Origin of the sequence: Luteococcus sp., assembly GCF_043424415.1 — a bacterium.
GTDB lineage: Bacteria > Actinomycetota > Actinomycetes > Propionibacteriales > Propionibacteriaceae > Luteococcus.
Genome location: NZ_JBHWOO010000285.1, coordinates 1 through 10,904 on the forward strand (window position 1 = coordinate 1; position 10,904 = coordinate 10,904).

13 protein-coding genes and 1 pseudogene are annotated in these 10,904 nt (G+C 67.6%); 12 read left to right on the plus strand and 2 right to left on the minus strand.

Features of this window, described 5'->3' with window-relative positions; all coding sequences use genetic code 11:
• Positions 1-153 precede the first annotated feature (153 nt).
• From ACHFFZ_RS15935 to ACHFFZ_RS15975, 9 genes are all read left to right on the plus strand, one after another.
• The gene (locus tag ACHFFZ_RS15935; RefSeq protein ID WP_394277586.1) at positions 154-402 is read left to right on the plus strand and encodes a hypothetical protein; all 249 of its coding nucleotides are present in this window, start codon (positions 154-156) and stop codon (positions 400-402) included.
• Positions 403-457: 55 nt separating this feature from the next.
• Positions 458-2,143: an IS21 family transposase gene (gene istA / locus ACHFFZ_RS15940; protein WP_268528330.1), complete on the plus strand. Its 1,686-nt coding sequence runs from the start codon at positions 458-460 to the stop codon at positions 2,141-2,143.
• Positions 2,143-2,958 carry an IS21-like element helper ATPase IstB gene (gene istB, locus ACHFFZ_RS15945; RefSeq protein WP_154594513.1) on the plus strand — a complete coding sequence of 272 codons (816 nt, stop codon included), beginning with the start codon at positions 2,143-2,145 and terminating at the stop codon, positions 2,956-2,958. Before istA ends, istB begins: the two co-directional genes overlap by 1 nt.
• 157 nt (positions 2,959-3,115) lie before the next feature.
• A complete protein-coding gene (locus ACHFFZ_RS15950; RefSeq protein WP_394277587.1) occupies positions 3,116-3,454 on the plus strand; it encodes an ArsR/SmtB family transcription factor in 339 nt (112 codons plus the stop codon).
• Positions 3,451-4,350, plus strand: coding sequence for a cation diffusion facilitator family transporter (locus ACHFFZ_RS15955; RefSeq protein WP_029212089.1), 900 nt, complete (start codon positions 3,451-3,453; stop codon positions 4,348-4,350). Before ACHFFZ_RS15950 ends, ACHFFZ_RS15955 begins: the two co-directional genes overlap by 4 nt.
• Positions 4,347-5,141, plus strand: a complete 795-nt coding sequence (locus ACHFFZ_RS15960; protein WP_394277588.1) for a cation diffusion facilitator family transporter — start codon at positions 4,347-4,349, stop codon at positions 5,139-5,141. The genes ACHFFZ_RS15955 and ACHFFZ_RS15960 overlap by 4 nt, the downstream gene beginning before the upstream one ends.
• Positions 5,138-5,485 (plus strand): DUF3703 domain-containing protein, encoded by a 348-nt coding sequence (locus tag ACHFFZ_RS15965; protein WP_240483987.1) that lies wholly within the window; start codon positions 5,138-5,140, stop codon positions 5,483-5,485. The genes ACHFFZ_RS15960 and ACHFFZ_RS15965 overlap by 4 nt, the downstream gene beginning before the upstream one ends.
• A 105-nt stretch (positions 5,486-5,590) precedes the next feature.
• Positions 5,591-6,259: a thioredoxin domain-containing protein gene (locus tag ACHFFZ_RS15970; RefSeq protein ID WP_034253255.1), complete on the plus strand. Its 669-nt coding sequence runs from the start codon at positions 5,591-5,593 to the stop codon at positions 6,257-6,259.
• Positions 6,252-6,884 (plus strand): vitamin K epoxide reductase family protein, encoded by a 633-nt coding sequence (locus tag ACHFFZ_RS15975; RefSeq protein ID WP_029212093.1) that lies wholly within the window; start codon positions 6,252-6,254, stop codon positions 6,882-6,884. Before ACHFFZ_RS15970 ends, ACHFFZ_RS15975 begins: the two co-directional genes overlap by 8 nt.
• Before the next feature lie 51 nt (positions 6,885-6,935).
• Here ACHFFZ_RS15975 and ACHFFZ_RS15980 read toward each other — a convergent pair whose 3' ends face one another.
• Positions 6,936-7,136, minus strand: a complete 201-nt coding sequence (locus ACHFFZ_RS15980; protein WP_029212094.1) for a hypothetical protein — start codon at positions 7,134-7,136, stop codon at positions 6,936-6,938.
• Between the two features lie 101 nt (positions 7,137-7,237).
• Between ACHFFZ_RS15980 and ACHFFZ_RS15985 the strand changes: the two are divergent.
• The 3 genes and pseudogenes from ACHFFZ_RS15985 to ACHFFZ_RS15995 all read left to right on the plus strand — a co-directional run.
• Positions 7,238-7,411: pseudogene (locus tag ACHFFZ_RS15985) on the plus strand (transposase); the annotation flags it as partial.
• Positions 7,412-8,039: 628 nt separating this feature from the next.
• Complete coding sequence (locus ACHFFZ_RS15990) at positions 8,040-8,348, plus strand: transposase (RefSeq protein WP_394277589.1); 309 nt, start codon at positions 8,040-8,042, stop codon at positions 8,346-8,348.
• Between the two features lie 263 nt (positions 8,349-8,611).
• Positions 8,612-9,805 carry a hypothetical protein gene (locus tag ACHFFZ_RS15995; RefSeq protein WP_394277590.1) on the plus strand — a complete coding sequence of 398 codons (1,194 nt, stop codon included), beginning with the start codon at positions 8,612-8,614 and terminating at the stop codon, positions 9,803-9,805.
• A gap of 302 nt (positions 9,806-10,107) precedes the next feature.
• Here the strand turns inward: ACHFFZ_RS15995 and ACHFFZ_RS16000 are convergent, their stop codons facing one another.
• The gene (locus tag ACHFFZ_RS16000) at positions 10,108-10,482 is read right to left on the minus strand and encodes an ATP cone domain-containing protein (protein WP_394277591.1); all 375 of its coding nucleotides are present in this window, start codon (positions 10,480-10,482) and stop codon (positions 10,108-10,110) included.
• Positions 10,483-10,904: the final 422 nt, after the last annotated feature.

Sequence of the window (10,904 nt, forward strand, 5' to 3'; positions counted from 1 at the left end):
GGCGCGCCGTCAACGCACCCCACCTCGTTGCGCTCGTCCGTGCCGGCGCGGAGTTCAGCAACGGCAAGCTCGTCGAACGACCCGACGAACCAGGAGGCCACGCTCACGCCGCCTGACACATCAATCCACAGGTCTTGACTACTCCTCCCCCGCGTGCGCAGACCAGTCTTTGATGAAGACCTGGCCTGGCTCTGCGACGTAGCCGTAGACGGAGAGATCGGTGGACAGGCGCTCCACACCTTGCTCATCGAGAAGGTCGAGCGTGCCCGCGCCACGGTCGTGCCGGATGTGCCCGGTGAGCGTGACGTGCGGGAGGATGACTGTGACAGGTTGATCTGGCCCCATCGTGACGGCCTGATCTGGCCCCACTGGCGACTCGCCGGGGTGGTTGTGACGGTTTGATCTGGCCCCACCCCAGCCTTGCTCACATCAGAGCACTCGAGGGATCGGGGTTGGGATGGGATCACGTGTGGAGTTGTTCGCTGCGATACGTCGGGACGCGCGGGTCGAGGAGATCTCGATCCGCGAACTGGCCCGCCGTCACGGGGTGCACCGGCGCACCGTAAGGCACGCGCTGGCATCAGCGGAGCCGGCACCACGGAAGGCACCGACACGGTCGGCACCGCGGTTGGACCCGTTCAAGGACGCCATCGACGGCATGCTCCGCGCGGATCTGGACGCGCCGAGGAAGCAACGGCATACCGCGACCCGGATCCTCGCTCGCCTCGTCGACGAGCAGGCCGCGACCGGTCTGTCGTACTCGACCGTGCGGGACTACGTGCGGGTCCGGCGGGCACAGATCGACCTCGAGGGCGGACGCCGCCTTGAGGCGTTCATCGCCCAACACCACGGCCCGGGTGAGGAGGCCGAGGTCGACTTCGGTGAGGTCTGGGTCGTCTTGGGCGGGGTGAGGACCAAGTGCTACATGTTCGTCCTGTGGCTCTCCCACTCCGGGAAGGCGATCCACCGTGTGTACCCCACCCAGGCGCAGGAAGCGTTCCTCCAAGGGCATATTGAGGCGTTCGACGCGATCGGCGGGATCCCCACGAAGCACATCAAGTACGACAACCTCACCTCCGCAGTCACGGCCGTCATCCACGGACCGGGCCGTGCCCGCAACGAGAACGACCGGTGGGTGCTGTTCCGGTCGCACTACGGCTTTGACGCGTTCTACTGCCAGTCCGGCATCGAGGGCGCCCATGAGAAGGGCGGCGTCGAGGGCGCGGTCGGGTGGTTCCGCCGCAACCACCTGGTCCCCATGCCTGAGGTCGATTCGCTTGACCAGCTGAACGAGCAGATCAAGGCGTGGGAGGCCGCCGACGAGGACCGGCGGATCAGTGGTCGCCTGAACACGATCGGGCACGACTTCACCGCCGAACAACCCCTGCTCAGGCCGCTGCCGATGGAGGTGTTCGAACCGGGACTGGTGCTGAACCCTCGCGTGGACCGGTCCTCGATGATCAGTGTGCGGATGGTGAAGTACTCCGTCCCGGCGCACCTGATCGGTCGCCGCGTGCGCGTCAGCCTGCGCGCGACCGAGGTGGTCGTGTTCGAGGGCCGCACCGTGGTGGCTATGCACCCACGGGTCGTGGCCCGGGGCACCAGCCGGGTCGTCCTGGATCACTACCTAGAGGTGTTGCGGTTCAAGCCCGGCGCCCTTCCCGGATCTACTGCTCTGGCGCAAGCCCGCGCTGCAGGGGTGTTCACCTCGGCGCATGAGGCGTTCTGGGCGGCCAGCCGGAAGGTCAACGGCGACGCTGACGGCACGCGTGAGCTCGTCGACGTCCTGCTGCTCCACCGCTCCCTCACAGCCGAGCAGGTCACCGCCGGGATCGCCGCCGCCCTGACCGTGGGCGCGGTGTCCGCGGACGTCGTCGCGGTCGAAGCCCGCCGACACACCCCCGACACCACCACGGCGACGGGTGGGGCCAGCTCTGACCGTCATCACGTTGCTCGAGGCGATACGCGCGAGCAACGCGTTGTCAGTCTGACCCAACGCCGCCTGACCGACCCTGCCGCAGTGATCGCCGGTCTCCCACCCGATACCCGGCCGATCCCGTCCGTGGTCGCCTACGACGAACTGCTCCCACGACGACGCACCACCACCCCTCCCACCCCTGATGTGAAAGCGAGCACCAGCTGATGAGCCCGACACCGGTGGCCACCCCGGTCAGTCCAACGTTGCGCCGCCGGCGTGGGATGACCGAAGAGGCCGCGATCGCCGCGGTCGACCAGGCCTGCCGCCGACTTCGGTTACCCACGATCCGGGCCCTGGTCGACGAGGCCCTGTCGGTGGCGAAGAAGGAGCAGCTGACCTACCAAGGCTTCCTGGCCGAGCTGCTGCTGGCCGAGGTCGACGACCGGGACCGACGCTCGTCGGTGCGCCGGGTCAAGGCGGCCGGGTTCCCGCGGGACAAGTGGCTCGGGGACTTCGACTTCGACGCCAACACCGCGATCAACCCCGCGACCGTGCACGAACTCGGCAAGGGCGACTGGATCCGCCGAGGCGACCCGCTGTGCCTGATCGGGGACTCCGGCACCGGCAAGTCCCACTTGCTCATCGCCCTGGGGACGGCGGCCGCCGAGCAGGGGTACCGGGTTCGGTACACACTGGCCACCAAGCTCGTGAACGAGCTCGTCGAAGCCGTCGACGACAAACAGCTCGCCAAGACCATCGCCCGCTATGGCCGGGTCGACCTGCTCATGATCGACGAGCTCGGCTACATGGAACTCGACCGCCGCGGCGCCGAACTTCTCTTCCAGGTCCTCACCGAACGCGAAGAGAAGAACTCCATCGCGATCGCCTCGAACCAGTCGTTCTCCGGGTGGACCGACACCTTCACCGACCCCCGCCTGTGCGCCGCGATCGTGGACCGGCTCACCTACAACGGCACCATCATCGAAACCGGCACCCACTCCTACCGGCTCGCCCACGCCCGGGCCAACGTTGTCGTATGACCGTGCGGCTCTATGGGCGGGCATCGCTCGATGCTTCTCCTCGCGGACTTGACCCAGGCGGCTCATTCCCTATTATCTGATCATGCGCTCAGATGACATGGTTGTTGGGTTGGATGGCTGTTCGGTCCACTGCGTTCACCCGGAGAAGGTCCAGCTCGTGCTGGATGCCACGCTCCCGGCAGATGAGCTGGCGCGGGCGGCGAGCATGTTCAAGCTCCTCGGCGACCCGACCCGGGCGCGGTTGCTGTTCGCGCTTCTCGAGGCCGGTGAGCTGTGCGTGTGCGACCTGGCCGCCGCGACCGGTGTGCAGGAGGTGACGGTGTCGCAGTCGTTGCGGATGCTGCGCGCCTCCGCGGTGGTGACCGGTCGCCGGCAGGGCAGGTTGGTGTTCTACCGGCTCGCGGACGCCCACGTGCGGATGCTGCTGGACCTGACCAGGGAGCACATCGCCCACGACCAAGCAGCCGGCATCGCGTCAGCCCAGGCGATCCGGTGAGCGACGGACACGGCCACGGAAGCGCGGGCGGGGCGCATCGGTGGCGGCTGCGGTTGGCGTTCATCCTCGTCGCCGGCTACTTCGTCGTCGAGCTGGTGGCAGGTCTGCTGTCAGGGTCATTGGCGCTGCTCTCCGATGCCGGGCACATGGCCGCCGACGTGGTCGCGCTCGGTGCGGCGTTGGTGGCCACCCGGATCGCCTCTCGCCCGGACAGCACCGGTCGTCGCACGTTCGGGTCCTACCGTGCCGAGGTGTTCGCCTCCGGCCTGGCTGTCCTGTTGATGCTCGGGGTCTCGGTCTACATCGCGGTGGAGGCCATCGGGCGCATCGGCGCCACGGCGGAGATCGCCTCGGGGCCGATGCTGATCGTCGGCGGCATCGGCCTGGTGGTCAACATCATCGCCCTGCTGCTGTTGCGCGGCGGGGCCAGCGACAGCCTGAACGTCAAGGGCGCCTACCTCGAGGTCGTCGCCGACACCGTCGGCTCTGTTGGCGTCATCGTCGCCGGGGTCATGGTGGCCGCGACCGGAAACGCGTGGTGGGACACCGGCATCGCCTTGGCCATCGCCATCTTCGTCGCCGTCCGCGCGATCATCCTGGGCCGGGAGGTCCTCACGGTCCTGGGGCAGCACGCGCCCGCGGACATGGCACCGGACGACGTCGAAGCCGCCTTGGCAGCCGTCCCGGGTGTGAGCAACGTGCATGACCTGCACGTGTGGACCCTCACCTCGGGGATGAACGTGGCCACCGCCCACCTGATGACCAGTGAGGGCGCGGACGCGCACGCCGTCTTGGACAGCGCCCGAACGGTCATGCTCACCAGCTTCGGCGTCGAGCACGCCACCCTCCAGGTCGAACCCAACACCCACACCGGATGCAAGGAGGTCACCTGGTGACCACATGGACCGCCCTGACCACCCCCGAACGGCGCGCGACCCTGATGCGCCGCGCCCAGCTGCTCGCCGCTGCCTCCGTTGCCTACAACACCGTCGAGGCCGTCATCGCGATCACCGCCGGGAATATCGCCGGCTCCTCCGCGCTGGTCGGGTTCGGCATGGACTCCCTGGTCGAGGTGTCCTCCGGGCTGGTGATCCTGTGGCAGTTCCGCCACCGCCTGCCAGAGAGCCGGGAACGCGCGGCGCAGCGCCTCATCGCCATCTCGTTCTTCGCCCTGGCCGCCTACCTCACCGTCGAGGCCGGGCACGCCCTGATCACCGGCGCCCGCCCTGACTCCAGCCCCGTCGGGATCGGCCTGGCCCTCGCCTCCCTGGCGGTGATGCCCTTCCTCAGCGTGTGGCAGCGCCGCACCGGTCGCGAGCTTGGCTCGGCCGCTGTCGAGGGCGACGGCACCCAGACCCTGCTGTGCACCTACCTGTCCGCGGTGCTGCTGGTCGGCCTGGTGCTCAACGCCACCCTCGGCTGGTTCTGGGCCGACCCGCTCGCTGCCCTGGTCATCGCGGCCGTCGCGGCCCGCGAGGGCTGGCAGAACTGGCAGGGTGACGACTGCTGCGCCCCGGCGGCGCTCTCTGCCATGGGGGCCGGTGCTGACACCGACACCACGACCTCAGCCTCGCAATGCGCCGCGGATGACTGCTGCACCACCTCGACGAGCGGCGTCGACCAGGCAGCGGACCGACAGGCGGCACCCACCCCCGTGACCCTCGCCCGGCGCGAGGACCACTCGTGAGCCGCCGCATGCCAGCCCAGATCCGTGCGGCGTTCGACGCCGAGCTGCGCCACGCCCGCACGGCCACCACGAGCGGGCAACGGTGGGCGGCGCTGGAACGGGCGCACATCCTGTCCCAACCCTGGGCCTGGCCGCACACCCGCGCCCACGCGGTCATGTTCGCTCTGGCGTGGAGCGAGCACGACCGCCGCGAAGCCGCCGGGCAGGTCCTGCGGCTGCTAGTCGCCGCACCCGGATCCGCGCTCGGGCGCTACCCCGAGGGCAACACCGGCCGCGCCACCGTCCCGCTGACCCAGCCGATGCCCGTCCCGCAAGATCTCGCCGAACTCCTCACCCACCGCTGACGCGGCTTCCTCCCACCCCGGGGAACCTGACCGGGCCCCCGACCCGTTCGCCCCACGAGCCCCCTGCCCTTCCTGACTTACCTGGAGCTGACCCCTGTGACACCCGTGAAACGCAACGCCCTCGTCTCCGCCGCCGTCGTCGCCCTGCTCGTGGCCTTCATCGCTGGAGCCCTGGCACTGTCACCCAAGAAGGCCGACCCCGCCGACGCCGCCGGTGCGGCCACCGGAGCCGGGGCGGGGACGGGCAAGCTGGTGCGCGACGACAGCCACCGGCTCGGAGCCGCAGGGACGGGCAAGGTGACGCTGGTCGAGTTCCTCGACTTCGAGTGCGAGTCCTGCCGTGCGGCCTACCCCGTCGTGGAGGAGCTGCGCACCACGTACGCCGGCAAGGTCGACTTCGTCGTGCGCTACTTCCCGATCCCCAGCCACGCCAACGCAGTCAACTCCGCTCTGGCTGTTGAGGCCGCTGCCCAGCAGGGCAAGTTCGAGGACATGTACAAGCGCATGTACGACACGCAGGAGACGTGGGGTGAGCAGCAGGACTCCAAGGCGTCCCTGTTCCGCGGGTTCGCCCAAGAACTCGGTTTGGACATGGCCGCCTACGACAAGGCCGTCGCCGCCAAGGCCACCCAGGAGCGGGTGGAACGGGACCGGCAGGACGGCCTCGACCTCGGCGTGGAAGGCACCCCCACGTTCTTCCTCAACGGCAAGAAGCTGCAGCCGTCCTCGGTCCAGGACTTCCGCGACCAGATCGACGCCGCCCTCAATGGCTGAACCGGCACCAGGCCGAGCAGACGCACCAGCAACGACCCAGCAGGACCGAATCGTGGGTCGGGGCACGGCTTGGGTCCTGACGCTCGCCAGCGTGGTCGGCTTGGTCGCCGCGTTCGTCCTGCTCCTCGAGAAGATCGCCCTGCTCACGGACCCGGCCTACGTGCCCTCCTGCAGCATCAACCCGGTGCTGTCCTGCGGGTCGGTCATGAACACCGACCAGGCCGCCGCGTTCGGGTTCCCCAACCCCATCCTCGGCGTCGCCGGGTTCACGGCCCTGCTGACCATCGGCGTGGTCCTGCTCACCCGGGCGGCACTGCCGGGATGGTTCTGGTGGGGCATCCAGGCCGGCACCACCCTCGGGGTCGTGTTCGTGCACTGGCTGATCCTCCAGAGCCTGTACCGCATCGGCGCCCTGTGCCCCTACTGCATGATCGTCTGGGTCGCGGCCATCACCGCGTTCGTCACGACCACCGCCCAGAACGTCAGAACCGGTCGGATTCCGTTCCCGGCGCGCCTTCGGCAGGTCGCGTCCTACAGTCCCAGCGTGATCACGGTATGGCTCGTGGTCATCGCCGCACTCATCGCTGTCCGGTTCTGGGACTACTGGGTGACGCTCGGCAGCTGAACGCTGCTCGCGGCCTTGGTCGCGATCCGACCGCCATGGTCGCCAGATGCCTCAGATCGGCACCTGGAAGCCCGACACGAGCTCGGCCTGGAGCCATCGGGTGAGGTCTTCCCAGACACCGGTGGGTAGCAGCACGCCCACGACGACGAGCAGCCCGCCCCCGACGAACTGGACGAGGCGATGGCGGTCGCGCACCCAACCCGACACGCGTGCGAAGCGTTCGATCCCGGCCGCCGCGAGGATGAACGGCACCCCCCAGTCCGAGGGCGTGACAAGCCATCACGCCCGTACCACCACCGGCCGGGGCCAGATCAAGCCGTCACCATGGGGCCACTTCGAGTTGACATAGTCAGTTGGCGTTCTTCGACCGACCCGGCACCAGCAACGGCCCCACCGAAGCGATCAACGGACGGCTCGAGCACCTCCGCGGCTCCGCCCTCGGCTTCCGTAACCTCACCAACTACATCGCCCGCAGCCTCCTCGAATCAGGCGGCTTCAGACCCCTGCTACACCCTCAAATGCAATGAGCCCCTAATCCCCAGGGAGATCAACTGACCGCCAGCACGGAGATGAACTGTCCGCCTACAGGGAGATCCCGATGTCCCTTGACACTTGCCTTCCCGGGGGTGAATTCCAGTCATCGTTGCAACACTCTGAGGTTTTCTCACCAGGCCTGCCCGTAGGTCATCGGTGTTGATGTCTTGGCAAGGGGTGATGGTCGTCTCGGGTGGGTGCATGCGGGTCGGGTGGTGCAGAGATCGGTTTCTGCCAAGATCCCAAGCCCGACCAGAACCGAGCCCGCATGCTGTCGGATCGTGCCACCCTCGACCTGCCCTACACCATCACCCGTCGTGTCGCGGCCTGGCTCCGTGCCCACCGCCAAGCCCATGACCGGCGCCCCTGGCAACGCGCCGCCGTCTGCTGGACCCAGGCGATCATGTTCTGCCGCTGGATGATCACGCGCCAACCCCTGTCCACCGGTTGGCGCGTGATCACGGCCTGTCGCAGGCCACCTGCTACCGCTACCACCCTCGAGGCATTGGACGTGGTCGCCGACCACCGATCCGACCTCCACGAGGCCCTCTGTCCCGCGCCAAGTTTTCTGTCAGGTCGGTTGTGAGGGCATGATCGGCGTCTGAGCAGGAGGTCCTGGCCATGGGGCGACCCCTGGTGTTCAGTTCGGAGACCAAGACCAGGATCGTGGTGAGCTTGCTGTCCGGTGAGATCAGCGTTGCTGAGGCGGCCCGTAAGGAGAAGGTTTCCGAGCAGTCGATCGGCCGTTGGAGGGCCGAATTCAACATCGTCCGGCCCCACGAGGCACTGGCCTGGAACCGGCCCTCAGGGGTTCACCGTGGCCTGGCCGACCCCGCGGTCCCCAACTTGTCTAGAGCCCGGGAACCTGCCAGCTACTTGACGCGGGACACTGTGCTGGGTGGGATCGGAGGGGGCTGGTGGGGATGTTGAGTGATGGTGAGGGGCCCCGGGGCGAGTGGACTGATTGGGACTACTTCAAGCGTGTGCGCCGGTTCGATCAGCAGTTGTTGTTGGGGCGTGTCGCTGAGGTCAACGCTCGGTTGGGGTGTCGGTCGCTGGGGGAGATGCGGCTTCGTGAGGACCGTGTTTCTCCAGTCGTGCGTGTGTCTCGCTGGGCGTTGGCCGATATCGCGAGGGTCAGTCTTTCTCAGCCCAAACCTCCTGGGGGGCTCAATCCCTCGCAGGCTGATGTCGTGGGCTTGTGCAACGCTTTCACGAACTTGGAGGTGCCTGAGGGGTATTACGACGAGCTTGGTGCCGTGTTGCTGACGCATCCGTTGCAGCAGTTCGATTGGCAGGAGCCTGCGGTTCATGCCATGTCGCGTGCTGAGGCGATCATGCAGTCTCCAGTCAGCTCAGGCGACAAGGTTTTGGTGGGTGGCTGGGAGCAGAGGTTGCTGGGCTGCACGATGAAGCAACTCCACGCATTGGGGTTCATGACCATGGCTGCCGCGCAGTCCTCGAGCGGCTGGGTCCCTACTGGTTGGCTCGGTCACGACGACGTGCGAGTTCTGCTGGCAGAACTGGGCCTTACTGTGGAGGAGAGCGAGTGTCTGTACCGGCGACACTTCGTCCAGGACAGGGCGGCTTTCCGCGGGAAGCTGCTGCCAGGAACCGCTGTTCCCGGGGTCTTGAGAAGGTTCACCTTCAATCCTCTGGTTGCTCGACCGGTCATTGAGCTTCCGGGTGACCGCCATCTCGCTCCGGTCCCCGAGGCGATGGTGCTGAAGCTCAGCCCGCGGAGCTTCTACCAGCAAGGTCTCGACTTGTGGGGCACCCAGTTCAGCACTGAGATGGGGCACCGGTTCGAGTGCTATGTCGGCCGGCAGCTACGCGTCATGCAGCAGCACCAGCCAGGGCTGCTCGTGGAGCGAGAGATCACCTATGCCGTTCGTGGCAGTCAGGCGAAGTCCGTGGACTGGATCGTGACCACGCCGACCACGGTGGTGTTGATCGAGACCAAGACCACCCAGCCGACGGAGGAAGTGCGGGCCGGTGATAACGCTGCCTCGGTCAAGTCGCTGCGCCACGCCCTCAAGCAGATCAGTGCCACGCGTGATCTCATCGTTGGGCGCCACCCGGCCTTCGAGCACATCCCGGACGATCGAGACATCGTTGGAATGGTGGTGACCTTGGGGGATCACTACACCCTGAACATGCCGCCCGTGCGCGACTACCTTGGCTTGGCCAGTGACCTGCCTGTCGCAATAGAGGGGGTCCAGGCGATCGAGGGGGCTGCCACCAGCCCTCGTGATTTCGGCAGGGTCGTGTCGGAAGCGATCAAGACCGGTTCCCCGCTGCGCAAGGTTGACGCCGAGCAGATCAATCCAATCCTTGATGAGGTCTGGCGGGCAGGCCTTCAGGGCGCTCTTGAGAGTCATCGTTGATGGCTCACAGGTGAGCCTGGGGGGCTAGTTTCTGTACGCAAGTTCCCGTCCTGGGTGGCTGCAGGATGGGTTCCGGTGTCGCAGGTCCAGGTGTCGGGGGTGGGGTTGTGGGTGAGTTCGCCGCCGCAGTAGGGGACGAGACAGGGGTTGTTGCGCCGCGAGGTCGTGGTGTTCTCGGTCATGCTGGCCTTTCGTGGAGTTTCCTTGGGGTTTGCATACTGCTGCTCCGGCGTGGCCGGGGCGGAGACCCGGCACTGCCCGGTGGGTCCGGGTGCGTGCTCGGGTGTGGTTCGTGGGGTGCCTCAGGCCGGGCCGGGCGGTGCCTGCTCGCGCAGCCGGGCGATCTCGGCCTCGAAGTCCTCGACTCCCTGGTAGTGCTGGTAGACGCTGGCGAAGCGTAGGTAGGCCACCTGGTCGAGTTCGCGCAGCGGCTCGAGGATGGCCACGCCCACCTCGTCGGTGGGGATCTCGCCCTGTCCGCTGGCGCGCAGGGTCTCCTCGACGCGCTGGCCCAGGCGGGCGAGGTCTGCCTCGCTGACCGGGCGGCCCTTGCAGGCCTTGCGGACGCCGTTGACCACCTTCTCGCGGTTGAAGGGTTCGGCGACGCCGGACTTCGTCTGTCTGGCGTGTGGCTTTGGTGTGTATTGGTGGTTTGTCGTGGTGGTGGTTTTGGTCATGGTGTCTCCTGGGCGGGTTGGTTGTGGCTGTCATCGGCCTGTGTGCCCCGGTGGGGCGTGGCTTCCGACGCGGGGATGCCGGGGCTGGCAATGCACCCTGGGTGATGCGGATCGGGTGTCTCCCACGAGGTGTTGTCGGGTGGGTGCATCTGCCAGGTCTGGCAGTGCTGTGTTGGGGGTCTTTGTCCTGGTGGTTGGGTGACGGGCGAGATGGGGCTGGTGGGGCAGCGGGGCCTGTCCTGGTTGCTGCGGGTTGTGGGGTGACCCCGTGCTTCCTCGAGGGGGAGCTCGGGGCCGCTTGCGGTCCCCGGGCACCCCTCACCAGGGCACCCGAACCACCCCGAGAGGGAGGGCCGCTCGCGGCCCGGACCCCCGGGTCCTGGAGGGCCGCTCGCGGCCCGATCGCGCCAGCGCGCAACATA

What these genes read in the sequence shown, in the direction of transcription:
- ACHFFZ_RS15975 (WP_029212093.1), top strand. Translation starts at nt 6,252, where the DNA reads ATGGCTGAACCGGCACCAGGCCGAGCAGACGCACCAGCAACGACCCAG.
- ACHFFZ_RS16000 (WP_394277591.1), bottom strand. Translation starts at nt 10,482, where the DNA reads ATGACCAAAACCACCACCACGACAAACCACCAATACACACCAAAGCCA.
- istA (WP_268528330.1), top strand. Translation starts at nt 458, where the DNA reads ATGGGATCACGTGTGGAGTTGTTCGCTGCGATACGTCGGGACGCGCGG.
- ACHFFZ_RS15990 (WP_394277589.1), top strand. Translation starts at nt 8,040, where the DNA reads ATGGGGCGACCCCTGGTGTTCAGTTCGGAGACCAAGACCAGGATCGTG.
- istB (WP_154594513.1), top strand. Translation starts at nt 2,143, where the DNA reads ATGAGCCCGACACCGGTGGCCACCCCGGTCAGTCCAACGTTGCGCCGC.